At 61.1% G+C, this 23,742-nt stretch carries 24 protein-coding genes; 12 read left to right on the top strand and 12 right to left on the bottom strand.

Features of this window, described 5'->3' with window-relative positions; genetic code table 11:
• The first annotated feature begins 2 nt into the window (after nucleotides 1-2).
• Both AB4Z24_RS00825 and AB4Z24_RS00820 read left to right on the top strand, forming a co-directional pair.
• Nucleotides 3-470: a CreA family protein gene (locus tag AB4Z24_RS00825; protein WP_441705138.1), complete on the top strand. Its 468-nt coding sequence runs from the start codon at nucleotides 3-5 to the stop codon at nucleotides 468-470.
• Nucleotides 471-594: 124 nt separating this feature from the next.
• Nucleotides 595-807: a hypothetical protein gene (locus AB4Z24_RS00820; protein ID WP_441705136.1), complete on the top strand. Its 213-nt coding sequence runs from the start codon at nucleotides 595-597 to the stop codon at nucleotides 805-807.
• Here the strand turns inward: AB4Z24_RS00820 and AB4Z24_RS00815 are convergent.
• The 6 genes from AB4Z24_RS00815 to AB4Z24_RS00790 form a co-directional block, all read right to left on the bottom strand.
• On the bottom strand, nucleotides 782-1,048 hold the full coding sequence (locus AB4Z24_RS00815; protein WP_441705135.1) for a hypothetical protein: 267 nt from the start codon (nucleotides 1,046-1,048) through the stop codon (nucleotides 782-784). The genes AB4Z24_RS00820 and AB4Z24_RS00815 overlap by 26 nt on opposite strands.
• Before the next feature lie 175 nt (nucleotides 1,049-1,223).
• Nucleotides 1,224-1,556: a hypothetical protein gene (locus AB4Z24_RS00810; protein ID WP_441705133.1), complete on the bottom strand. Its 333-nt coding sequence runs from the start codon at nucleotides 1,554-1,556 to the stop codon at nucleotides 1,224-1,226.
• The gene (locus tag AB4Z24_RS00805; RefSeq protein ID WP_441706035.1) at nucleotides 1,553-3,859 is read right to left on the bottom strand and encodes an FdhF/YdeP family oxidoreductase; all 2,307 of its coding nucleotides are present in this window, start codon (nucleotides 3,857-3,859) and stop codon (nucleotides 1,553-1,555) included. The genes AB4Z24_RS00810 and AB4Z24_RS00805 overlap by 4 nt, the downstream gene beginning before the upstream one ends.
• A gap of 160 nt (nucleotides 3,860-4,019) precedes the next feature.
• Nucleotides 4,020-5,750 (bottom strand): adenylate/guanylate cyclase domain-containing protein, encoded by a 1,731-nt coding sequence (locus AB4Z24_RS00800; protein ID WP_441705131.1) that lies wholly within the window; start codon nucleotides 5,748-5,750, stop codon nucleotides 4,020-4,022.
• 199 nt (nucleotides 5,751-5,949) lie between these two features.
• Nucleotides 5,950-7,575 carry an NADP-dependent glyceraldehyde-3-phosphate dehydrogenase gene (locus AB4Z24_RS00795; RefSeq protein ID WP_441705129.1) on the bottom strand — a complete coding sequence of 542 codons (1,626 nt, stop codon included), beginning with the start codon at nucleotides 7,573-7,575 and terminating at the stop codon, nucleotides 5,950-5,952.
• A 200-nt stretch (nucleotides 7,576-7,775) separates the two neighbouring features.
• Entirely contained in the window at nucleotides 7,776-9,263 is a 1,488-nt protein-coding gene (locus AB4Z24_RS00790; RefSeq protein WP_441705128.1) for a glucan biosynthesis protein, read from the bottom strand.
• Nucleotides 9,264-9,863: 600 nt separating this feature from the next.
• Between AB4Z24_RS00790 and AB4Z24_RS00785 the strand changes: the two genes are divergently transcribed.
• Nucleotides 9,864-11,732: a putative bifunctional diguanylate cyclase/phosphodiesterase gene (locus tag AB4Z24_RS00785; protein ID WP_441705127.1), complete on the top strand. Its 1,869-nt coding sequence runs from the start codon at nucleotides 9,864-9,866 to the stop codon at nucleotides 11,730-11,732.
• Between the two features lie 4 nt (nucleotides 11,733-11,736).
• On the opposite strand, the gene AB4Z24_RS00780 is transcribed toward AB4Z24_RS00785, so the two are convergent.
• Both AB4Z24_RS00780 and AB4Z24_RS00775 read right to left on the bottom strand, forming a co-directional pair.
• Complete coding sequence (locus tag AB4Z24_RS00780; protein WP_441705125.1) at nucleotides 11,737-12,948, bottom strand: CaiB/BaiF CoA transferase family protein; 1,212 nt, start codon at nucleotides 12,946-12,948, stop codon at nucleotides 11,737-11,739.
• On the bottom strand, nucleotides 12,945-14,063 hold the full coding sequence (locus AB4Z24_RS00775; RefSeq protein WP_441706033.1) for an acyl-CoA dehydrogenase: 1,119 nt from the start codon (nucleotides 14,061-14,063) through the stop codon (nucleotides 12,945-12,947). The genes AB4Z24_RS00780 and AB4Z24_RS00775 overlap by 4 nt, the downstream gene beginning before the upstream one ends.
• Nucleotides 14,064-14,374: 311 nt before the next feature.
• Here AB4Z24_RS00775 and AB4Z24_RS00770 point away from each other — a divergent pair, with 311 nt between their 5' ends.
• Nucleotides 14,375-15,151 carry a gamma-glutamyl-gamma-aminobutyrate hydrolase family protein gene (locus AB4Z24_RS00770; RefSeq protein WP_441705123.1) on the top strand — a complete coding sequence of 259 codons (777 nt, stop codon included), beginning with the start codon at nucleotides 14,375-14,377 and terminating at the stop codon, nucleotides 15,149-15,151.
• On the opposite strand, the gene AB4Z24_RS00765 is transcribed toward AB4Z24_RS00770, so the two are convergent.
• The 4 genes from AB4Z24_RS00765 to AB4Z24_RS00750 all read right to left on the bottom strand — a co-directional run bounded on the left by AB4Z24_RS00765 (nucleotide 15,148) and on the right by AB4Z24_RS00750 (nucleotide 17,848).
• On the bottom strand, nucleotides 15,148-15,831 hold the full coding sequence (locus AB4Z24_RS00765) for a MarC family protein (RefSeq protein ID WP_441705122.1): 684 nt from the start codon (nucleotides 15,829-15,831) through the stop codon (nucleotides 15,148-15,150). The genes AB4Z24_RS00770 and AB4Z24_RS00765 overlap by 4 nt on opposite strands.
• A 98-nt stretch (nucleotides 15,832-15,929) precedes the next feature.
• Complete coding sequence (locus AB4Z24_RS00760; RefSeq protein ID WP_441705120.1) at nucleotides 15,930-16,376, bottom strand: NUDIX domain-containing protein; 447 nt, start codon at nucleotides 16,374-16,376, stop codon at nucleotides 15,930-15,932.
• Between the two features lie 2 nt (nucleotides 16,377-16,378).
• On the bottom strand, nucleotides 16,379-17,563 hold the full coding sequence (locus AB4Z24_RS00755) for an FAD-dependent monooxygenase (RefSeq protein ID WP_441705119.1): 1,185 nt from the start codon (nucleotides 17,561-17,563) through the stop codon (nucleotides 16,379-16,381).
• 42 nt (nucleotides 17,564-17,605) lie between these two features.
• Nucleotides 17,606-17,848, bottom strand: a complete 243-nt coding sequence (locus tag AB4Z24_RS00750; RefSeq protein ID WP_290993746.1) for a zinc-finger domain-containing protein — start codon at nucleotides 17,846-17,848, stop codon at nucleotides 17,606-17,608.
• A gap of 107 nt (nucleotides 17,849-17,955) precedes the next feature.
• On the opposite strand from AB4Z24_RS00750, the gene AB4Z24_RS00745 reads away from it, so the two are divergent.
• From AB4Z24_RS00745 to AB4Z24_RS00710, 8 genes are all read left to right on the top strand, one after another.
• Nucleotides 17,956-18,717 (top strand): alpha/beta fold hydrolase, encoded by a 762-nt coding sequence (locus AB4Z24_RS00745; protein ID WP_441705117.1) that lies wholly within the window; start codon nucleotides 17,956-17,958, stop codon nucleotides 18,715-18,717.
• A 509-nt stretch (nucleotides 18,718-19,226) separates the two neighbouring features.
• Nucleotides 19,227-19,913 (top strand): extensin-like domain-containing protein, encoded by a 687-nt coding sequence (locus tag AB4Z24_RS00740; RefSeq protein ID WP_441705115.1) that lies wholly within the window; start codon nucleotides 19,227-19,229, stop codon nucleotides 19,911-19,913.
• Nucleotides 19,914-19,969: 56 nt separating this feature from the next.
• Nucleotides 19,970-20,623: a TetR/AcrR family transcriptional regulator gene (locus AB4Z24_RS00735; protein ID WP_441705113.1), complete on the top strand. Its 654-nt coding sequence runs from the start codon at nucleotides 19,970-19,972 to the stop codon at nucleotides 20,621-20,623.
• A gap of 95 nt (nucleotides 20,624-20,718) precedes the next feature.
• Nucleotides 20,719-21,093 carry a hypothetical protein gene (locus AB4Z24_RS00730; protein ID WP_441705111.1) on the top strand — a complete coding sequence of 125 codons (375 nt, stop codon included), beginning with the start codon at nucleotides 20,719-20,721 and terminating at the stop codon, nucleotides 21,091-21,093.
• 150 nt (nucleotides 21,094-21,243) lie between these two features.
• Nucleotides 21,244-21,678 (top strand): DUF2852 domain-containing protein, encoded by a 435-nt coding sequence (locus AB4Z24_RS00725; protein ID WP_441705110.1) that lies wholly within the window; start codon nucleotides 21,244-21,246, stop codon nucleotides 21,676-21,678.
• 76 nt (nucleotides 21,679-21,754) lie between these two features.
• The gene (locus AB4Z24_RS00720; RefSeq protein WP_441705108.1) at nucleotides 21,755-22,069 is read left to right on the top strand and encodes a DUF2852 domain-containing protein; all 315 of its coding nucleotides are present in this window, start codon (nucleotides 21,755-21,757) and stop codon (nucleotides 22,067-22,069) included.
• 162 nt (nucleotides 22,070-22,231) lie between these two features.
• Nucleotides 22,232-22,957, top strand: coding sequence for a TerB family tellurite resistance protein (locus tag AB4Z24_RS00715; protein WP_441705107.1), 726 nt, complete (start codon nucleotides 22,232-22,234; stop codon nucleotides 22,955-22,957).
• On the top strand, nucleotides 22,954-23,724 hold the full coding sequence (locus AB4Z24_RS00710) for an N-acetylmuramoyl-L-alanine amidase (protein ID WP_441705106.1): 771 nt from the start codon (nucleotides 22,954-22,956) through the stop codon (nucleotides 23,722-23,724). The genes AB4Z24_RS00715 and AB4Z24_RS00710 overlap by 4 nt, the downstream gene beginning before the upstream one ends.
• The last annotated feature ends 18 nt before the right edge of the window (nucleotides 23,725-23,742 follow it).

Genomic DNA, 23,742 nt, shown 5'->3' with positions numbered 1-23,742 from the left:
CTATGAAGTTTTTTGCAGCGGCTGTATTTATCTGCTTCATGTTTTCGGCGGGGAATGTGCGAGCCGATGACATCGGCTGCATCAGCACGACATTCAGGATCATCGGCGCCAACGACAAGGTCTGCATCAGCGCCTTCGATGATCCCAAGGTGCCCGGCGTTGCCTGTCACATCAGTCAGGCGCGAACCGGCGGGCTCAAAGGCACCTTCGGTCTCGCAGAAGATCCGTCGAAGTTTTCGATCGCGTGCCGTCAGGTCGGGCCGATCAACGCGGATGTTTCCAAGCTTGCCGATCAGGACGAGGTCTATTCGGCGAGCACGTCGCTGTTCTTCAAGCACACGCATGTCTTCCGCACCGTCGACAAGAAGCGCAATACGCTCGTCTATGTTGCGATCAGCGACAGGTTAATCGAAGGCTCACCCTATAACGCCATCTCGACGGTGCCGATCATGCCGTGGGGAACGCACTAGCGCTCGCAATCGCCGCCTCGCGCTCCGACACGTTGCCGCCAGCAAGCCTTGCGGTTGTGGATCTGCCTTGGAACCTCCTCGGCCGGGCATCGGTTTTCCCGGCGAACGAACGAAGGAGGCTGCGATGGCCATGACACCCGAAAAGATCGACGAACGACCGGATCATTCCTCCCGCCCGCGCTTTCCGTTTCCTTGGCTTCTTGCGCTGGTGGTTCTTGTCGGGGTGATTGGCATTGCGCTCAGTTTCGACAGCGACCGGAGTCTGTCGGAACGCAATGGCGTTCTGTCGCAAATTGATGCCGATAACGACGTCATCCCAAGCATTGCGCCACGATAACCAGAGGCTGACGTTGGCGCGGTTCCGCTTCCATGGACCGCCCGCGCATATAGAGGCGTACGGACCGTTCGAGAAGACGGTTGACGTCGCTATAGGCGTTGCCGACCGAGAGAATGCAGGTTGCCAGGCGTTCTTTTTCGGCGAGCCGCGAGCCATCGAGGCGAAGCTCTTTCGCGGCGCGCTCAAGAACGAGCGTCATGCGGTCGAGCGTTTCTGGCTGAAAAGTGTGAGAAGAGTCCATCGGTGCACCTCCGAGCTTTCTCCCCCACGCTCGTTGTATACCACACACCAATGTCAGTTCGAAGAACGTCAGACATCGGACAGAAGCAGTGCTCGAAGCATATGCCGATCAGCCGAAGTGCATAAAAGCCCCGTAATTACGGTCGAAAACTCGAGCGTTAAGCCGTCGTTTAGCGTCATTGCAACTTGTCGTGCGCTATCCCATCGCGCGACAAAAGCTCCAGCGCATTTTCGGAAAATACATATTCGGTGCGCTGTGTTCGAGAATTTCTCCCGACGACTTGCAAAAAACCGAGATCGTCCGAGAGTGCCGTGATCTCGCGAAGGGCGAGCGCGTGCGCGATGTCGAACTTGCGGGAGAATGTCCGGCTATCCTTGGCGATGCCGAAGTGGAGGGCCGCAAGTATGGCGGCCCCAAGCTGCGAAAGCGCGGGCTCTTTGGTGCTCAAGGCCGCGACAGCCTCAAGGAATTTTTCTTCCGAGATCTCGTCTTCCGGGTCCGCGCTCATGCCGCCTTTGCTTGCTCGGACAGCCGGAAAGAGACAAGCACGGATTTCGAGGTCGGTGTATCGCTCAGTTCGCCCGCGCTCGAAAGCGGAACGAGGACGTTGAGTTCCGGATAGTAGCCTGCGACCGAGCCGCGCGGCAGTTCGTAAGGGACGACGCGGAAGCTTTCCGCGATGCGCTCGATGCTGTCATCGTACCGGCCGATGATATCGACGCGCTCGCCGGCTTCGGCGCCGATCTCAGCGAGGTCCGCCGGGTTGACGAACACCACGCGGCGCTCGCCGTAAACACCGCGATAGCGATCGTCGAGACCATAAACGGTGGTGTTATATTGATCGTGCGAGCGGAAGGTCTGAAGTACGAACGTGCCTTTGTCCGCTATCGCTTTCTGGTGCTCGGTCTGATCAGGTAGTTCCACGCGTCCGAAGGTCGCCTTCTGCGTTGGCGTGTGCCAGATGCGCTCGGCAGCGCCATTGGGCAGGCGGAAGCCGCGCGGGCGGCGAACACGTTCGTTATAATTTTGGAAGCCTGGGATTGTGCGCGCGATCAAATCGCGGATGCGGTCGTAATGGTGAGCGAGGCCCTTCCAGTCGACGACCGCCGATCCGACCGTCGCTTCCGCGATTCCGGCAATGATGCCGATCTCGGAGCGAAGCTCGCGCGATGCCGGCTTATTGATGCCGCCCGATCCGTGCACCATGCTCATCGAATCTTCGACAGTTACGATTTGAGCGGCGCCATCGGCATTGCGATCGATCTCGGTACGGCCGAGGCAGGGAAGGACATAGCTGACCTTGCCCGGAAGCAGATGCGAGTGGTTGAGCTTCGTCGCGATATTGACAGTCAGCTTCTGGTTCATCAGCGCCTTGGCAATCAAGGGGCTGTCCGGGGTCGCGCGGGCGAAGTTGCCGCCAAGAGCGATAAAGGCCTCGGCCGATCCATCGAGCATCGCGCCGATGGCGGCGATGACATTGTGACCATGCCGGCGCGGCATCGAAACGCCGAATTCCTTTTCGAGCGACTCAAGGAATGCCCGCGATGGCTTCTCGTTAATGCCGACGGTGCGATCGCCCTGGACGTTCGAGTGGCCGCGCACGGGGCATAGGCCGGTGCCGGGGCGGCCAATGTTGCCGCGCAGGAACATGAAGTTCGCGATTTCGCGGATGGTTGCCACCGAATGACGATGCTGCGTGACGCCCATAGCCCAGGTGCAGATCGTCCGGTTGGCGCCGATGTAGATTTGCGCCAGATCTTCCAGCTGCGTTCGCGTCAGGCCCGACTGATCTTCGATCTGTTGCCAGCTCGTCGCGTCGACGCTTGCTCTGTAGAATTCGAAGCCCGACGTGTGCTGAGCCAGGAAATTCCGGTCGAGAACCGATGGGCGTCCGGCGGCAAGTGCCGCATCATCGGCCGCAAACACGGCCTTCGCCATGCCGCGCACGGCGGCCATGTCGCCGCCGAGGCGGACTTGAAAATATTCGCTGGCGATCGGCGTCGAGCCGCCGGTGATCATCTCCAGTTTGTCCTGGGGATCGGCGAAACGCTCGAGGCCTTTTTCACGGACCGGATTGAAGACCGCGATGTTGGCGCCGCGGAGCGCCGCGCGGCGGAGATCGCCGAGCATGCGCGGATGATTGGTGCCGGGATTCTGCCCGATGACGAAGATGGCGTCGGCCTTCTCGAAGTCCTCAAGCAGGACCGTGCCTTTGCCGATGCCGACCGCTTGCTCGAGCGCGACGCCGCTCGCCTCGTGGCACATGTTCGAGCAGTCGGGGAAATTGTTGGTGCCGTAGAGGCGGACGAAGAGCTGATAGATATAGGCGGCTTCGTTCGACGCGCGGCCGGAGGTGTAGAATTCGGCGCGGTCGGGGCTGGCGAGACTGTTCAGGACGCTGCCGATTTCGGCGAAGGCTTCGTCCCAGGTCGTTTGGACGTAACGGTCGCTCGCGGCGTCGTAGCGCATGGGATGGGTCAGGCGGCCTTCGCGCTCGAGGTCGTAGTCCGTCCAGGTGCGAAGTTCGCTGACTGTGTGCTTGGTGAAGAAGTCGGGCTTGACGCGCTTGTCGGTCGATTCCCAGGCGACGGCTTTCACGCCGTTTTCGCAGAATTCGAAGGACGAGCCGTGCTCGGGGTCGCCCCAGGCGCAGCCCGGGCAATCAAAGCCATCCGGCTGATTGGCCTTCAGCATTGTCGCGGCGCCGGAGAGCGGTGCGCCGCTCGCAAGCAGCTTCTTTCCACAGCTCTTCAGGGCGCCCCAGCCGCCCGCCGCCTTCGACTTTTTGCCAATAAATTCGGGTTTGCCCATCGCGCCTTCACCAACGTTTGCCATTTCCCGGCTCGCATTGTGCATGTGCGAAATGAATGGCGACTGCAACGCACAAGCAAGGAATAACCGTTATGCGGAAACGGAATATCGCGTGATGTTTCAGGGTTTTATGGGTTCACGAATGCGCTGGACGCGTGCCTCAAAAGGACGCTCTGCCGACAACGCGCTCGTCGGCGTCGTGCATTGAGGCCAAAAGGCTTGCCGGAAGATCACGTCCACGAAGAATCGCGACGATCTCCAAAGGTTCGCTGACGCCGCGGACATCGACCTTCGAAATGAGTTCGGGCGCGGGCGTCCATCCGGCCAGTCTGGCGACCTCGCGGGAGATGACGATCTGGGCGCCCTTGTCCTTGGCAATGGCTTCGAAGCGGCTCGCGACGTTGACGGCGCTGCCGATCACGGTCATGTCGACGTTCGGGCCGTAGCCGATGCGGCCCATCAACAGCTGACCCGCTTCAATGCCGATGCCGACGCGGAGGGGCCGTCCGAATTCGGCTTCCATCTTGGCGTTGATGTGGTCGAGCGCGAGGTCGATGTCGCGGGCGGCTCTCAAGGCCTGGCGGCAGCCGACTTCAATTCCGTGCTTCTCGCCGAATACGGCCAACAGGCCGTCGCCAATGAATTTGTCGATCCAGCCATCGTGGATTGCGATGGCGCTGCCCGCGGCCGTAAACACCTCGTTGAGCATGAAGACGACGTCGTGAGGCAATTTCTTCTGCGACAGGCGCGTGAAGTCGCGCAGGTCGAGGACGAAGGCCGCGAGAGGCTTTTCGACTCCTTCCGAGCCGAGCTCCGCCTCGTCGGCCGCCTCGGGGCCCGTCGTCGAAGGTCTCAGTAATCGTGTGACCGTCAGCGGGCCGCGCGGCCTGATCTGGCAGGCGAGGCGGACGTTCGGCGGCGCGCCGATGCTTGCAAGCGTGACCGCTTCCGGAAATGTCGCTGGTGGCAAGGCGTCGATGCCTTCGTCGACGCGGACGCGGCATGTCGAGCAGCGCGCACGGCCGCCGCAGACGGACGCATGAGGAATGCCGTTCATCCGGCTGATTTCCAGCAATGTCGGGCCGAAGGTGCAATTCACCGTACCGCTGCCGACGTAATTGATGCTGAAATGCGGCCAGTAGCGCCGCTGAATAGCGGGCCACGCCAGGAGCGCCAAAGCCGCGGCAAGCATCGCGGCAAAGACGAGCCGCACGATCAGGCGCATCGCCGCCAAGCGGTCGGCATTGTCGGGGCTCGGCCAGTGCGAGAGCTGCTTCACTTCGTCGAATGTTTTCGGATCGGCGATCATCTGTGCGACGGAGCGGCCGCCCACCATGAAGCCGCCGAGCGCTGCTATCGGAATCGCGACCGCGATCAACAGCAGCAGGGGCTGGAATTTTCGGTACGGCGCGTAAAGGCGTAGCCAGAAATGAATCCCCATGCAGCCGTGTATCCAGACGATCAGCAAAAGCGTGCTCTGCAGGATCGCGCTGTCCGGCCAGAGCCGCGCGAGTTCGTAGAGGTAAGTGTCGTTCACGCCGAAGATGTCGCGCGCGCCGCGCGTGTTGACGATGTGCGGAAGAAGCAAAAACGGAATCAAAAGACCGAGCGCGAGCTGGATCGATTCCCACGCCGGCAAACGAAGCGTCGCGCGGTCGGAAAGCTTGTCGAGCGCCAGCACGATGTGCGCGACGAGCGCGGATGCGAGGATGATCGTGCCGGGCCATGAGCGCGTTACGGTCCAGCGCCATTGCTGGACTTCGTACATCGCCTGAAGATCAAAAAGTCCAAGCGCGTGATTGAGAAAATGGGTGGTCGCGAAGGTAAATAGGATCAGCCCCGAAACAAGGCGAAGTCTCTGTCTCCAGTCACCTCGCAGAAGGACGTGCATTTCGTCTCCGGTGCAGGGTATGCCCGTCTCGCCGTCCTATTTCTGCTGCCGTTGGTCAAGCAGATTTGTGGGCTAATCAGGGCCGGTCGCGCGATATTCCGCAGCCTGCTGCCGGAATGCACAGTTCGAAAACAATCAGGAGGGTCGCCGACCCGATTCGTCCGTATGGCCGGGTCTCTGCGCCAACCGGCGCGGACGTTCAAAAGATGAAGCCGGTGTTGATGAAGTTGCTGTCGTGATCGCGGACGATCTGGTCCAAGATGCGTTTGGAATCTTCCGTCTGCTTGGCCGCAATCATGGACCGGATCGAGAACGATCTCAGAGCGTCTGTCACCGACAACGTTCCTTCAGCGGAGTCCTTGCGTCCGGTGAACGGGAAGACGTCCGGTCCGCGCTGGCACTGGCAGTTCACGTTTACGCGGCAGACTTGATTGACCAAGGGATCGACGAGTTTGCCGATGGTCTCGGGATTTTCGCTGAAGATCGATACCTGCTGGCCGTGCTCGGAGGTGATGACGTATTCGAGCGCGGTTTCCACGTCGTTGAAGGACATGAGGGGGACGATGGGGCCGAACTGCTCTTCGCGGTAGAGCCTCATGTTTTCTTTGACGGGATAGATCACTGCGGGCGCGAAGAGCGTTCCGCATGCCGTTCCGCCGCCCTTGTTGAGGATGCGCGCGCCTTTCGACTTCGCGTCCTCGACGAGACGCGTCATGTGCTCGACTTTTCCAAGATCGGGAAGCGGGGTGATCGTAACGCCCTTTTCCCAAGGCATGCCGATCTTCAGCTTTTGCACTTCGGCGACAAGGCGCGAGACGAAATCATCGATGATGTCGCGATGGACGATGAGCATCTTGAGCGCTGTGCAACGCTGCCCGTTGAATGAAAGTGCGCCTGCCACGCATTCCTTGACGGCGAGATTCATGTCGGCGTCCGGCAAGACGATGGCGGCGTTCTTGGCGTCGAGGCCCAGAATGGCGCGAAGGCGGTTCACCTTCGGATGCATCTTCTTCAGATGGTCCGCGACCCTGCTCGAGCCGATCAACGTCAGGACGTTGATCTTTCCGGACTCGAGCAATACGGGCACGATCTTCTCGCCGCTGCCGTAAACGGTGTTGATCACACCTGGCGGAAATGCCTTCTGGAAGGCTTCGAGAAGCGGCTTGAACAGGAGAACGCCGAACGTCGGCGGCTTGAACACGACGGTGTTGCCCATGATCATCGCAGGGATCAGCGTCGCGAAGGTTTCGTTCAGCGGATAATTATACGGGCCCATGCAGAGCACGACGCCGAGCGGCGTGCGGCGGATCTGGCCGATCGTGCCTTCGACGACGAGGAATCGCGAGTTGGAGTTGTCGAGTTCCTTCAACGCGGCGATGGTTGCTCGCATGTATTCGACGGTGCGGTCGAATTCCTTTTCCGAGTCGGCGAGGCTCTTGCCGATCTCCCACATGATGAGATTGATGATCGTGCTCCGACTCTCGATCATCAGACGGGTGAATTCCTGCATGCAGGCGATGCGCTGGGCAACGGCCATTGTCGGCCATTCTCCGCGGCCGTCGTCATAGGCTTCAACGGCGGCAGCGAGCGCCTCCATGGCTTCGGGAATTCCGGTGGTCGGATGACTTCCGAGGCTGATTTGCTCGAGCGCGCCGTCGGGTTTGCGAACGCAAATCGCGGAGCGCACGGGAACGGTCGGGCCGGTCCAGCGTTTCAGCTCGCCGCCCAAAAGAATATCGCGCTGATCGATTGGAGATGGCGGGGCATAAACTTCCAGCTCCGCATCATCGGGGAAGAGCGCTCGCAATTGGTCCGTGGTGACCATGTGCCAATGCCTCCGATCTGGAAGAAGAGGAGAACCTTGCAGACGCGCTGCAAGAGCCTGCGCCCTCTTCGATCGGGCGTCCGATCGCGAGGCTCAGCGCATCTTGAAGCCGAAACTCAAGGTGAACCTCGCGACGGGGCTATCGTTCCGTAGTCCGCTCCAAAAGGCAGCCCCCATTCCGCTGCTCGAGAAGCCGGAGTTCAGGGGAAAATCTGGTAGATCCAGGTTTCGCTGAGCGCTTGGCCGTCCTTCGCGAGATAGGCGCGGATGTCAGCGGCCTGCCCGTTCAGGTCTCCCAAGTCGAACATCATGCGCCAGCGCTTGGTGCCGATGACAGGGAATGCTTCGACGCCGCTGATGGTGCCGTGCGATGATGTCACGACCACCTGCGGGCCTCCTCGAACCTCGTTCTCCAAGGTCTTGCCTTCGACGTCGATCATGAATTTTCGCGCGCCGGGTTTGGTGTGGCGAAGGTCGAGGTCGCGGCCGCCGAGACCGCCAAGGCCGATGCGCGTTGCGACGATGCGCGCGACATCGCCTGCGGGCGGCGAGTCCAGACCCCAATACAGCCGGTAGCGCGCGTTGACCACGGAGCCGGCTTCGACAGGTTGCGCGGGGTTCCAAAAGGCGACGATGTTGTCTTCGGTTTCGTTCGGCGTCGGGAGCTGGACCAGCTTGATGGACCCGTTGCCCCAATCCGACAGCGGCTCGACCCACATGCTCGGCCGCCGGTCGTAAAACAGGCTGTCGTCCTGGTAGTTCTCGAAATTGCGGTCGCGCTGGATCAGCCCGTAGCCCTTCGGATTTTCATCGAGGAAGCTGTTGGTGACGATGCGCGGCGGATTGGACAGGGGACGCCAGATGCGTTCGCCACGGCCGGTCCACATCGAGAGGCCATCGCAATCGTGAACCTCGGGGCGCCAGTCGCCGCGGAAGGATCCGGAATTTTCGCCGTACCAGAACATGCCGGTCAAAGGCGCGATGCCGAGCAGATGAACCGGCGCGCGGAAATACAGCTCGCACTCGATGTCCTGCAAAGCGCCACCTTGGCCACCTTCAATGCGGCGGCTGTCCATGCGATAGGCGCCGGTCACGCTCTTGCCTTCGAGCAGCGCATAGATCGTCATGCCGCTGCTGTTCGGTTCGAGCCAGAAGTTCGTGAAGCGCGGAAATTCCTCCGGCTCACCGGTATTGATCGCGAGGCCGCGCGCGGACCCGCCGTACTGGTCGTAGGGATCGGAGGCGCGGAAGTAGGAGGCGCCGAGATAGGCGAGCCAGTCGCTCGTGCCGCCACGGGACATCAACCGAAAACCGGCGAAGCCTGCCGATTTCAATTTCCGCAGCGGGTGGTCGCCCGGCATGTTGAAGTAGTCGGGGCTGTATACAACTTCGCGTGCGGCATTGTTTTCGATCACGTAGATGCCGACGGGTTCGGCATAGAAGCGGCCCTGAGGGAAGAGCCGGACGGTTTGTGCTCCCGGAACGCCGCGCCAGAGTTCCATCTCGGGCTTATAGACGGCTTGAGCGAACGTATCGAAGGTCATGCCCTTCAGGTGATCGCCGTCGTCCGGCGGCGGGGGAGCGACGTAGGCTTCCTTAGAAAGCGCCTTCGCCTTTTGCTTCAGGTCGTCGAAGGAGAACGGCTGTGGCGGTCCGAGTTCGGCGGCCCCGACCGGTGCAGCACTCATTGCAGGTTTGCTGCTCCATCCCACCATGGTGCTGGTCAGGGCACCGGCCAAGACGTGTCGACGATCAAGCATGAAGGGCATGTTGTTTCGATGTCACCAATAGTGGGCTGGAAGTAACAGTGTGGCGCAGCCTATATCTGCTACGAAACGGGATAATTCAACTGGGCGCGAACCCGGCCTTTGAGCGCCTCCGGCAACGTCTCGCGAACGGCCTCTCGCGCGGGCCGATCATCGGCCGCCGCGGGGACCTGAGTTTGACAGTATTGGGACTGCGGCGTCCTACCGCTAGGGCCGGCATGCCCGCTGAGCCCGGTTCATTTGGCGTGCAGTGAACGATGAGCCCGGCCGGCGGTAACGTTTGGAAATGTGGCCAGGAGAAGACCGGCAAGTTCAGCTGGCTCGGACTTGTCCCAATCCAAGCATTCAGAAAACTCCCGTTAGCCAATATGCGGCTTCGATTGCCAATATTGCCGATCCAAACATTGGTGCATTTGAGATTAAACTCTCCGCAACTTTTTCTTTACATACGAAGCTCTACAATGGGCAGGTTCCATTATAGGTAAATGCCGTGCGGCGCAAAGAAGCGATTGTCGGGCGATGATGCTGAGCGGGCCCCCGATCGCAAATGCTGACTACGTCAAGGAGCGGCTACAAGTTCTCCAGCGGGAGATGCTTGTGGGGATCGCTTCCGGCGAGTCGCTCTTCCGCATGATGACGCTGCTTTGCCATGAAGTCGAAGCGCTGGCCTCAGAAGTCATTTGTTCGATCATCGGCGTCGATGATGACGGGCGCCTGAGCTTCATCGCGGGGCCAAGCGTTCCCGGAGACTGCGGACAGGTGAACGGTATCCTCATCGGACCCAATGTCGGTTCGTGCGGTACGGCGATATTCCGAAAGCAGCCGGTTGAAGTTCAGGACATCGAAAGCGATCCGCTTTGGGAGAATTATAGAAACCTCGCTTTGCCATATGGGCTGCGCGCCTGCTGGTCGAGCCCGATCTTGGCAGCAGACGGAAACGTTCTTGGTGCATTCGCATTCTATTTCCGCAAATCGCGCGGAGCGACGGACGTCGAGCGCCTGATCGTCGCCAAGTGTGTCCAGATCTGCGCAATGGCCATCGAGAGTACGGATGCGCGTACCAAGCTCAACGAGCTCGCCTTCTTCGATCCGCTGACGGGCCTTGGCAATCGGGCAACGCTCCGAAAGCGGCTTGCGCTCGTCCTGCAGCGCGCCGATGAGATGGCGCGGTCAGTCGGCGTCTTCCATGTCGATCTCGCTGATTTCAGAGCGATCAACGATCTCCACGGCCATTCGGTCGGCGATGTCGTGCTGAAGAGGGTTGCCGACAGGTTGCGATCGGTCGCTTCCGAGTCCGATTTAATCGTCCGCTTGGGCGGCGACGAGTTTTTGGTCGCGAAAACCTTTTCCGAAGACGATGAAGGCATCAAGCCGTTTGCTCGCGCGATCGTGGATGGCTTGAGCGGCCGTTACGATCTGGAAAGCGGTGAGCGCATTTCGATCGACGCTGTGGTCGGCGTTTCGAATTTTCCGGCTGACGGCAAAGATCAGGATACGTTGGTCGCGCATGCGGAGACGGCGCGGCGCCGTGTCAAAAGAGGTGGCTGCGGGTACGCGCTGTTTGAATCGGAAATGCAGCGGGAGCAGCATCGGCGCCGCATTATGCAGCGCGACGTGGGTCTCGCGGTCGACAAGGGGGAACTGTCGGTCGTCTTTCAGCCGCAAGTCGACGCGCGGACGACCACAGTCGGCGGTTTCGAAGCGCTGTTGAGATGGAATCACTCGGAACACGGACCGATTTCGCCTGCGGATTTCATTCCGGCCGCAGAATCCAGCGGCGCCATTCTCGGCATGGGCGCTTTCGTCCTTCGAGAAGCGTGCAGGGAAGCCGCGCGATGGAAGGCCAAGCTTAGAGTTTCCGTCAACGTCTCTGCCGCCCAGATCGTCGAGTCGGATTTCGCTCAGCTCGTGAGAGATGTGTTGTCCGAAACAGGTCTCGCGGCAGAGCGGCTCGAAGTGGAAGTGACCGAGAGCCTCTTCATCCAAGATTTGGCGACCGCGCAGATGACGTTGCGCGAGATCAAGGAACTCGGCGTCAGCGTTGCCATCGACGATTTCGGAACCGGTTATTCGTCGCTCAGCACGCTCCGGGCATTTCCCTTCGACCGCATAAAGGTCGACCGCAGCTTCGTTTCCGACATGATCAAAAATTCGGATGCAGCCGCCATCGTCAATTCGGTCATCGGGCTCGGCCGCGCGATGGGATTGCGTGTGGTGGCGGAAGGCGTCGAATGCGAGGAGCAGGTTTCAATGCTCCGGCTTCTTCGGTGCCATGAGATTCAAGGCTACCTGTTCGGCAAGCCTCTGCCGATCGATGCCTACGCGCATTTGACGGGGCCGAAATCACCGCGCACATTTTCGAGCGCCATGCCGAAGCTACGCGAGATTTAATCCGCTATGCGCCTTCGCTGAAGGCCATCCACGGGTCGCGTCCAACCGCCAGCAGATCCAGAACATCCGACGTGTGCTCGCCGAGATCCGGGCCGGGGGTGCTTGCCACGCAGGGCTCGCCGTCGATGACGATTGGGCTCCGAACCGTGGGTACAGAGGTTCCATCCGCGCGCGACAGGTCTTGGAGCATTCCTCGCGCGACGACTTGCGGATCGGCAAAGGTTTGATCGAGCCGGTTCACGGGCCCGGCCGGGACACCAGCGGCTTCGAGGTCCGCGAGGAGTTCACCGGAGGATCTTTTCGCCGTTGCCGCTTCTACGAGGGGAACGAGTGCCGCCCGGTTCGCGACGCGGCGTGCGTTGGTATCGAAGCGTTCGTCCCGTTCGAGGCCGGAAAGCCCAAGCACCGCGCAGGCGCGCGCAAATTGTCCGTCGTTGCCGGCCGCGATGATGATCGGGCGATCGGCAGCGGGGAAGACCTGGTAGGGGACGATGTTCGGGTGGGCGTTGCCGAGGCGGCGCGGGGCTTTGCCGGAAACGAGAAAGTTCATGGCCTGATTGGCGAGCACTGAAACCTGGGCGTCGAGCAGGGCCATGTCGATGTGTGCGCCTTCGCCGGTCGTGTTCCGGGAATTCAGCGCGGCGAGAATTCCGACTGTCGCGTAGACGCCCGCGAAGATGTCGGCAAAGGCGACGCCGATCTTCTGCGGCTCGCCATCGGGCGAGCCAGTCAAATCCATGATGCCGCCCATGCCTTGCACGATGAAATCGTAGCCGGCGCGCGGGGCGTAGGGACCGGTCTGGCCGAAACCGGTGATCGAGCAATAGATGACGCCGGGATTGATCGCTTTTATCGCGGCGTAGTCGAGGCCGTATTTGGCAAGGCCGCCGACTTTGAAGTTTTCGATAATGACGTCAGCGTCTTTCGCGAGCGCCAGCACAGCGTCGCGGCCGGCGGGCTTCTCAAAATCGATTGCGACCGATTTCTTGCCGCGGTTGGTCGCGTGGAAGTAGGCGGCCGAGGTTTCGCCAGTGCTGCCGGTGACGAACGGTGGGCCCCACGTTCGCGTCTCGTCGCCGCCTTCCGGCCGTTCCACCTTGATCACATGCGCGCCGAGATCGGCGAGCGTCTGTCCGGCCCAGGGACCTGCAAGAACCCGCGCAAGCTCGAGGACGCGCAGTCCCGCGAGCGGCTTCGTACCTTCCGATGTCGTCATGCGAACGCCTGCAGACCGGTAATGGCGCGGCCGAGGATCAACGCGTGAATGTCGTGCGTGCCTTCGTAGGTGTTCACGGTTTCGAGGTTCAGCATGTGGCGCATGACGTGGAATTCTTCCGATATGCCATTGCCGCCGTGCATGTCGCGGGCGGTGCGGGCGATGTCGAGCGCCTTGCCGCAGTTGTTGCGCTTGATGAGGGAGATCATCTCTGGCGCAATTTGTCCTTCGTCGAAAAGGCGGCCGACTCGCAACGCCGCCTGGAGTCCGAGCGATATTTCCGTCTCCATGTCGGCGAGTTTTTTCTGGATGAGCTGGGTGGCGGCGAGCGGCTTGCCAAATTGTTTGCGGTCGAGCGTGTATTGGCGCGCGGCGTGGAAGCAGAATTCCGCCGCGCCGAGCGCGCCCCAAGCGATGCCGTAGCGGGCGCGGTTGAGGCATCCGAACGGTCCGGCGAGACCGGATGCATTCGGCAGAAGCGCCTCTTCAGGGACGACGACGCCGTCCATGACGATTTCGCCGGTGACGGATGTGCGCAGTGAAAGTTTGCCTCCGATCTTCGGCGCGGAGAGGCCCTTCATGCCCTTTTCGAGAATGAAGCCCCGGATCTTATCTCCATGCTCCGCCGACTTTGCCCAGACGACGAAAACATCGGCGATTGGCGAATTGGTAATCCACATTTTGGAGCCGGTGAGGCGGTAGCCGCCGGGAATTTTTTCGGCGCGCGTTCGCATGCCGCCGGGGTCCGATCCGGCATCAGGCTCGGTCAGACCGAAACAGCCGATCCAGTCGCCGCTCGCGAGTTTGGGCAAGTACTTCTGGCGCTGCTCTTCGCTGCCATAGGCATGGATCGGATACATGACGAGGGACGATTGCACGCTCATCATCGAGCGGTAGCCTGAGTCGACACGTTCGATTTCACGGGCGATCAAGCCGTAGGCCACGTAGCTAGATCCGGAGCCGCCGTACTCGGCAGGGAGGGTGCAACCAAGGAGTCCGAGTTCGCCCAATTGGCGAAAAATATCGGGGTCGGTCTTTTCCTGCGCGTAGGCTTCGACGACGTAGGGCTGAAGCTTGTGCTGTGCGAACGCATTCGCGGTGTCGCGGATCAGCATTTCATCTTCGGTCAGCTGATCATCGAGCAGCAAGGGGTCTTCCCACACGAAACTTGAGCTTGCTGACACGTCGTACTCCCGGATCGATTTGTTGTTGGCGCGCACTCTATTGGGTCAGCCGCGCATTGGGAAATAGGTAAGTCTGATCTATTCTGCTGGTCTGTGATGCCGTCTTGGTGCATTGCCCGTTCGCGCCGGTGGTGGTATCGGGCCGATCGGTCAGGATCTGCCGGCCGATTTCGCGCAGTTTTTATTCAATGCGGCGGTAGATATCTCAAGCGGTCTCAAGCGGTGTGGAAGGAAAGCGGAACATGTCTCGTCGGCCTCTCGTTGGCGTCATTTGCTGCATGCGTATTCCGGAGGACCCGGTGCAGGGCGTTGCCGAACGTTATCTGCGGGCGGCGCCCTTCATGGGTGCGGACTTCGTGCTGGTGCCCTCGATGCCGGAAATCTCGAACGCGGCGTCCATTCTAAGCCGTCTCGACGGGATACTCTTGACCGGAAGCCCGTCGAACGTTGCACCGAGCCATTATCGGAGCGCCGATGCGGGGGAGGGGCCATTCGATCCCCGTCGCGATGAGACCGCGTTCCGGCTGATATCGGAATCGGTCGAGCAGGACCGGCCGGTGCTCGGCATTTGCCGGGGCTTTCAAGAGATCGCGGTCGCCTACGGCGCCAGTCTCCGGCGCGATCTCGGCCAGACCGAGCGGGCGCAGATTCACCATACGCCGTCGGGGCTGCCGATGGATCAGATGTTCGCGCTCGAACATCGGGTGGACCTCGCGTCCGGCGGCATCCTGGAGCGAACGATGGGTCGGTCGTCGATCGTCGTCAACTCGGCACACTTTCAGGGCGTGAACGATCTCGGCAGTAAACTTACCGTTGAAGCGACAAGCGCGGACGGCATTGTCGAAGGGATTCGTCCGGCAAGCGGGGAGCGCATTCTTGCGGTGCAATGGCATCCGGAATGGCGTGTCGCCGACAATCCGGATTCGCGCGAGCTGTTCACCTGGTTCGGCTTGCTGCTCAAGGGGGCGAGCATGCGCGAAGCCGCCGACATCGTCGCTGAAAAGGCAGCGCTCGCTTAGTGCTTTGCGGCGACGATGTGTTCGAGCGCGCCTTGCACGCCGGTGATCAGAACCTGAACGCCGATACAGAGCAACAGAAACGCCGAGAGGCGCGTCAGAATGCGGGTACGCGCGGGTCCGAGCAAATCGACGACGCGCTCGGCGTAGGCGTAGCAAAAGCCGACGAGGAAGGCGATGGCGAGAGCCGCGCCGCAGACTCCGGTGTAGAAGGGCAGCAGCTCGGCGACCGGTGAATTGGGGCGCGTGGCGCTCAAGGCGATCGCGACCGAGATCGTTCCGGGGCCTGTCGTGAACGGCATCGTCAGCGGGAAGAAGGCGACATCGCTGCCCCATGCGGCCGCCTTTTCAGTCGTCGCGTGGTCCTGCTTGCGGTCTTCGGTTTCCTGCGGATTGTAAAGCATGCGCCAGCCGCTGACGGCGACGACCGCTCCACCAGCGACACGCAACGCGTCGATGCTGACGCCGAAAAAGCTCATCAGGGTGGCGCCAATCAGTAGCGATACGAGCATCACGATCGCGGAGTAGAGGGCGACGCGCCAAGCGAGCCAAGTACGTTCGCTCACCGGCCGGCCGATCGTGATCTGGCTATAGATCAGCGCTCCGCCGAGTGGGTTCACGATCGAAAACAGGGCGGGAAACGCAATCAGAAAGTTTGCGGTGATCGCGCTCCAATATTCCATGGGGTGGGCCTATCGATAAAGGTGGACTGATCGCAGCTTCACAGGCCGCATCTTCTTAGCGGCGAAAATTTGCCAGCGATAGCTATGCCGGCGCGCTGCTACCATGATGACGACGGCTCGCTCTTGCCGAAGACTTCGTTCAAGCGCCGCAAGGTGCCGGGCGACACCAGATCGGGCAAGGCGTCGATCGCAAAGAATCCGTGCTCGGCGATTTCGGCAGTCGGGGCCGGAATGCTATCACGGCGCCAGCGGTCAATTCTGAACAGCACGATGTGATCGCCCGGATAGTCTTCGAAATGCGAATAGATCCCGATGAGCTCAGGCGGCTCCAGGATGACGACGCCGGTTTCTTCGAGCACCTCGCGTGTAATCGCCGTTTCGATTTCCTCGCCGCGTTCGACGCCGCCACCGGGGAAATGCCAGCCCGGACGGTAGCCGTGGCGAACGAGGAGTACGCGCGAGGCGTCATCGACGACGATCCCTTGCGCGCCGAGCGTAACGAGGTCATCGCGTTTCGACAGAAGGGTCGTCAATCGCGTCAGCATGCTCATGGTTTCCAGCCATAGAGCCAGTCGAATCCGCTCATGACGCGTGCCGGTGGCGCCATTCTCATCGCGGTGTTGCGGGCAAGGGCGGACGCCCCCTTCATGTGATAGATTCGGCCGTTACGCTCGGATGCTTCCGCTACCTTTGCGACGCGGGCGTGGCGTGCCCGCTCGTATTCGCCGAGTGCCGGTTCAATGTCGCCGTCGCGAGCCGAAATAGCGTTTGCCAACGTGATCGCATCTTCGAGGGCCATGACGGCGCCCTGGGCGAGAAACGGCAGAACGGGATGGGCGGCGTCTCCGAGAAGTGCGGCGCGGCCGGATGTCCAATGCGCGAGTTGCTGCATGCGGTAGAGCGACCAGTTTCTCCAATTGTCAGCGGAGTTCACCAGTGCGCGGAGAGGTTTGGCGAAAGTGCCGACCTTCGCTTTGACGACGTCGGCAACGATCGGGGAATCCCAACCTTCGACGCGAGCGACATCATCCGCGATAACGACGAGGGCAATGTCCTGGCCGCCGTTGACCGGGTAGTGGACGACATGCGCGCCGGGCGAGAGCCAAATATGCACGGCGTTCGGAACGAGTTCGGGCGGCAAATTTTCAGCCGGTACAACGCTGCGAAAGGCGGTTTTGCCGACCGGGATCAAATCCGTTTTTCGACTGCCGCCGAATTGTTCTCTGAGGCCGGACCAGAGGCCGTCGGCGGCGACCAGAAGAGTGGCGTCGAAAGTTTCGCCGTTGGCGGCGGTGGCGCGAATGCCGTCGCCTCGGTTTTCGAAGGATACGATGCCGGTTCCGCGCGAGATGGTGATGCGAGGTTCGGCTTCGGCGCGTGCTCTTAGCGCGACATGCAGGTCGCGCCGGTGGGCCGTCCAATAGGGTGCGCCGTGGCGCTCCGCGATCCAAGACCCAAGAGGCAGTTGTGTCAGCTCGCGGCCTGTTGCGCCATCGCGCACGCTGAGTGCGTCGGGGTGTGCGACTTTCGTTTCGAGGAACTTCGCGACGCCCAGATCGCGAAGGATGCGCGAGCCATTCGGTCCGATCTGGATACCGGCGCCTTCTTCCGGAAATTCGGAGCGGCGTTCGCAAACGAGGACGTCGATGCCGCGCTCAGCCAGCGCGATGGCTGCGGCTAGTCCGCCGATGCCGGCACCGGCTACGATTGCGCTTCTGGGGTTCGCCGACATCAGCCCGCGTCCGAGGCGATGGATCGGCTCGCCCTCATGGCGTCAGGCAGCGTCAGCCACGAGGCTGCCCTTTGGATCGCTTTCATCGGCTTTGAGGCGCGGGTCGTAAATAAAGAGCGTCGAGCAATAGGGGCAGAGAATCTGATTGTCCTGACCCATGTCGAGATAGACATGCGGATGGTCGAACGGTGACCGGGCGCCCATGCAATTGAACTCTTTGACGCCGACGAATATCCGCTCTGCGCCAACGTCGTTTGCAAAGTGTGGAATTACGGCTCCGGCCATGCTTCACCCTTCCAAGACAGGAGATGTTTGGCCGCACCATATCCTCGTGGCATCCGTGATGGTAGGGGACATAAAGACTTTCCAGCAGGTGAGCGGTAGCGGGCGGCATGGACTTCTTTGACAGCGACGGCGTCGAAATTGCCTATCTCGATACCGGAGGCGGCGACGGCAAGCTTCCTGTTCTGCTCATCCACGGCTTTGCCTCCAATGTTGCGACGAATTGGGTGAATACGGGATGGGTCTCGTTTCTCACCAAGGCCGGCTATCGCGTCATTGCGTTCGACAACCGCGGCCATGGCGAAAGCCAAAAACTGTACGACCTCGTCGACTACGGCGCGCCGCTAATGGCGGAGGATGCGCGTCGCCTTCTCGATCATCTCGGTATCGGGCGGGTGAACGTGATCGGCTACTCGATGGGCGCGCGGATTGCGGCATTCCTGGCGGTTGCCCACCCGGAGCGTGTGGCCCGTGTCGTCTTCGGCGGTCTCGGCATCAACATGGTGCGCGGCATGGCGGGCACAGGTCCCATCGCACGTGCGCTTGAAGCGGCGAGCATCGAGGACGTCACAAATCCGACGGCGCGGACATTTCGTGCGTTCGCCGAACAGACGAAAAGCGATCTCAAGGCGCTTGCCGCTTGCATCCGGTCGTCGCGGGCACCGATCTCGGCGGAAATGGCGAGCGAAATCGCAGCACCCGTACTTGTTGCTGTGGGCTCGACCGATGTGATCGGCGGCTCGGCGGATGAACTCGCGGCGCTCATTCCGGGGGCGCGTGCGTATACAATTCCGGATAAGGATCATAATCGCGCGGTCGGCGACCGAAGCTTCAAGGCCGAAACGCTGGCCTTTTTCGAAACCTCGACTTGAGCGGTTGCCTGCCGGAAGACGGCGCGCCTGGTGACCTGATGACCGGGCTGACACGGGGGATGTCGCGAAGCCGGGATCAAGGTCGACCAGGGCACACGCCCCCGCCGAGGCCAGTCAGGGGCCCCGTCGAGTGCTTTACATCCGTCGATGCGTCTTCTGATCGGTACTCAGTACATGCCCGATCGAAGACGCGAGGACGGCGTATTCCAGCTCGCACGCGGTACAAGTTTCGAGCCCGCCCCAGCACCTCTCAGGGCCCTTGCCGAATATCCGTGCTGAGTGACGCGATGATTTCAGGCTTATGTCGGCCTTCAATTGACTGTGGATAACTTTGAGCCGGCAGCCTTCTGCGGCTTGACCGCCACGATGTCGCCCGACGCAGGGCCGCCGCAGTCCGCCTTCGGTTCGACATGGCTCAGGCCCAAATCCGTCTGAAAAATCACGGATAATCAGGATCGACCCGCCGTTTAACCGGCTGTTAACCTTAACCGCCGTCTATTTAGGCCGTCATGGTCTCGCGTTTTCGTATCAGCGTTCTTGTGCCGTCGGCCGTCCTGATGCTTTCGGGACTAGGGCTGCTATGGGGCTGCGCGACGGGCCCGAATTTCGTGGTCAAGGACGATCCTTGGCGCTCGCCGGAAGAGAGGGCCTGCTTGGCGTCGGGCGCCGTGCGGCAAACGGCATTCGTCCGTCCCCGGTCGGCGCTGGGTGGTCCGAGTGTATGCGGCGCGGAAAGCCCGTTCGAGATGTCGGCCGCGGATAACGGGCGCGTCGAACTCCGACCGCCGGCATCGCTTCGCTGCCCCATGATCCCGCAGATCGATAGCTGGGTGCGGGACGTGGTCGAGCCTGCGGCGCGGCGTTATTTTCGCCAGGAACTCGTCGGCCTAACGGTGCTCGCGTCCTATTCGTGCCGGCCGATGAACAGCGTCGAAGGGGCAACGATTTCCGAGCACGCCTATGCGAACGCCATCGATATCGGTGGTTTCATTCTGGCGGACGGTTCGTCGATCAGCGTTCAGCGCGGATGGGGCGCCTCGGAACGTGAGCAGGCGTTCTTGCGCAACGTGCACGACGGCGCCTGCGGATATTTCATGACGGTGCTTGGTCCGAACTACAACAGCTTGCACAGCGACCATTTCCATCTCGACCTTGCACATCATGGCCTTACTGGGCTGAAGAATATCTGCAAGTAATCGGCGGCCATGGGTGAGAGCGTGCAGATCGCATGCAAATCCGCTAGAAGCGCCGCATGACTTGGGATCACGATCCGCCACCCGGAAGCCGGCGCGGCTATCATCATGGAAACCTGCGCGAAGCCTTGATGAAGGCTGCGCTCGATTTGATTGCAGCAAAGGGACCGGCCGGATTCACGTTTGCCGAGGCGGCGCGCGCGGCCGGGGTCAGCCCGGCGGCTCCTTACCGGCATTACCGCGATCGCGATGCGCTGATGGCGGACGTTGCCCGGCGCGCGTTCGAGGCGTTCGAGGCGAAGTTGAAACAGGCCTGGGCGGGTGGCACCCCCGATCCATATACAGCGTTCGAGCGTGTCGGCCGGGCGTATCTCGATTTCGCAAGGGTCGAGCCCGCGCAGTATTCGGCCATGTTTGAATCCGGGCTGTCGTTCAAGGCGTTTCCGGATCTCCATATTGCGGGGGAACGCGCGTTCAATGTTTTGAAGGACGCCTGTTCGGCGCTCGTTGCCGGAATGCCCGAAGCAAAACGGCCACCGGCCATGATGATGGCGCTTCACATCTGGGCGGAAGCGCACGGCATCGCGTCGCTCTTCGCGCGCGGTGACGAAGCCCGCCGGCCCATTCCGATGAGTCCCGAAGATCTCCTCGATGCGGCGGTGCTCATTTATCTCGATGGGCTTGGTGCACGGCCACGGAAGAGCGGCGGCTAGCGCGGCGGCGGGAGCACACCGTTGACGCGTGTGGATAGTCACATGCGGAGCTGATTGTCCGTCCGGCGATATTCTGCCTACAAATGCATAGGGAGATGCGACTCGCTCGCGATCAGTTGCGGTTGATGACGGCGGAATGCTGCCGACCGCAACGGCTGGCTGGCTCAGGCGTTGGCGTAGCAGCCATCGAAACGAATGCGATCAACGAACGTCTGCGACGTTCGGGGTCGATATCGGATGATGATGTGTCGGAGGTGGTAATGCCCGGCAAGTGCCCTAAATGTCAGAATATCGTCGGCAACGTGCGTGCAGAGCAGATCAATATCTCGAATGCGATGGGAAATGTCTTCGCGGGTGCAAGCTACAACTGCCCGCATTGCCAGACGATTTTGGGCGTCACCGTTGACCCGTTCGCGTTCAAAAATGAAATCGCGCTCGAGCTGATGAAGCGGATGAAGGGCGGGCGGTAGGCCGGCGAGCGGCCGGGCTCCGATGAATCGAGATCGGCGCCTCCTGCCGCGGGAAACAAAAAACCCCAACCGGCTCTTGACGTGCCCACTTGCCCTCCCACCTATGTGAATGTAAAATACATTTACATCCTAACCAAGGAGAGGGTGGCGATGACGCAAGTGGTTCAGACGCTCGATGACTTCGGCAGGCCGGCGTGGATTGCCGCGATGGTCTTAGGTTTCATCGTTTTCTGGCCGGCTGGCCTCGCCATTCTGGCCTATATGCTCTGGAGTGGACGCATGAACTGCGGATGGCATGGTGGACGGGGTCGCGGCCGGTGGGAAAGCCGGTTCGCCGATCGATTTGAGCGGGCGCGGTCACGCGTCGAAGACGAGTTTCGTAGTTTCAGCAGAGGCGCCCCGTCGAGCGGCAACAAGGCATTCGACGATTATCGCGAGGCGACGCTGAAACGGCTCGAGGAGGAGGAGCGAGAATTCCGCGCATTCCTCGAGCGCTTGCGGCAGGCGAAGGACAAGTCCGAGTTCGATCAGTTCATGTCGGAGCGCCGTGAGCGTCCGGCACCGAATGAGGGCGCGACGGCCTGATCCAAGAAGAATTCAACGGGGCTGCCTGACGGGCGGCCCCAATTTTTTATCTTCTCAAGCCGACGGAGCTATTCCGATGTTTCATCACCTTCTGCACCTGCCGTTCGTCATTCTGCATTTTGTGGGAATGGCGCTACTCATCATGGTCGCTGTGATTTTGCTTCGGCCGTTCGCACGGCGGCGTTGCGCGATGGCAGGCGCTTGCGGCTCGGCCGATCGCACTCCGGAGAACTCGGCGTTCGAGGATTACCGGCGCGCGACGATAGCCCGTCTCGAGAACGAGGCCGAGGAGTTCAGATCGTATCTCGAGAAGCTGCGCCGCGCCGCGGATGCTTCGGCATTTCAGGCTTTTCTGCAGAGCCGGAAAAACGGCGGCTCCTCCGTTTCCTAAGTCTGACCGCTAGGTTTTCCGGGCGGCTGCATAGCTGGAATTCCCGTTTTTCGCCTATGTTGCCGTTATTTTAGGGGTGTTCCTGTCGCGCGTCGTTTATGGTTTCCCGTGACAGCCGCGGCGGGCTGGCAAGTTTGACGCGTAAGAACCCACGGACCTTAGATGCCCTGGCAATTTCTGAAGAACGCCGTTGCGGCGTATAGCGGAGGACTGCGCTCCGCGCTGGATCACGTCAAAGAGGCGTTCGGCTTGGAAGGCGGACATACGCCAGCCCAGTCGCGTGTCGCCTTCACGATTGCCGTGGTCGCGCTCGCCGCCAAGATGAGCAAAGCCGACGGCGTTTCGTTGCCGATCGAAGCCGAAGCTTTCAAGCGCCAATTCAAGGTTCCCGATAGCGAATGCGCGCACGTCCGGAAGCTCTATGAGCTGGCGAGCCAGGACGTTGCCGGATACGAAACCTATGCGGCGCAGATCGCTCGCATTCTCGAAGGGCAGCCGGAGCTGAAGCTGTCCGTGCTCGAATGCCTGTTTCACGTCGCGAGCGCCGACGGCATTCTGCATCCCGACGAGGATCGCTATCTTGCGCACGTTGCCGAGATCTTCGGATTGACGAAGGGCGAATTCCGGTGCGTCCGGCGCAGCTTCGTCGTCGATGCCGACAGTCCCTACGAAGTCTTGCACATTTCGCCGACGGCATCCGACAAGGAAATCAAGGCGCGCTACCGTGAGCTGGTCAAGGGCCATCATCCGGATGCGCTGGTCTCGAAGGGCGTGCCGCCTGAATTCCTGGCGGGCGCGGAACGCCGGCTTGCGGCCATCACCGCGGCATACGAGGCGATATTGGAAGAGCGCGGCCAGCGCGTTGAACGAGCTCTGGAGCCGACGTGACCTTCAAAGCCGACACGCCGCTTTCCCATCACGTGCATCCCGCAGACAATCGTGAGGCAAGGCGCGGCGGCGTGAAGCCGTCGCTGCTCATTCTGCATTACACGGGCATGAGCTCGGCCGCGAAGGCGATCGATTGGCTCGGGCGTTCCGAAAGCGGCGTGTCCTGCCATTACGTCGTCGACGAAGCCGGGCGCATTACGCAGCTCGTGCCGGAGGAGCAGCGTGCATGGCATGCGGGCGTCTCGTATTGGCGCGGCGAGACGGACATCAACTCGCACTCGATCGGTATCGAAATTCATAATCCTGGGCACGAGCACGGCTATCCGGATTTTCCACCCGATCAGATGGCGGCCGTCATCGCGCTTTCAAAAGACATCGTGCGGCGTCACCACATCGCAGCGGATAACGTTCTTGCGCATTCCGATGTGGCACCGGGGCGAAAGATCGATCCCGGCGAAAAGTTCAATTGGCTGCTTCTTGCGAAGGAAGGGCTTGGGCTCTGGGTGCGGCCATCTCCGGTCAGAGAGGACGATCCTGGACTAGGGTCCGGGGCTTCGGGTCCGCGCGTTCTTCGGGCCCAGGAGCATCTTGCTTCATATGGTTATGATGTGAACGCCACGGGTACACTCGATCCGGGGACGGAAAAAGTTCTGAAGTCCTTCCAGTTGCATTTTCGCCCCCGCCGGATTGACGGCCGGCTCGACCGGTCGACGGAAGTTACGCTCGAGCGGTTGGTCGAGGCGTCACGGAAGCGCGCCGCTGCTTGACGAGGCTTGGCCGGTGCT

The sequence above is a fragment of the Hyphomicrobium sp. 2TAF46 genome, from assembly GCF_052114865.1.
GTDB lineage: Bacteria > Pseudomonadota > Alphaproteobacteria > Rhizobiales > Hyphomicrobiaceae > Hyphomicrobium_B.
This window is presented reverse-complemented; position numbering and strand designations above follow the sequence as displayed.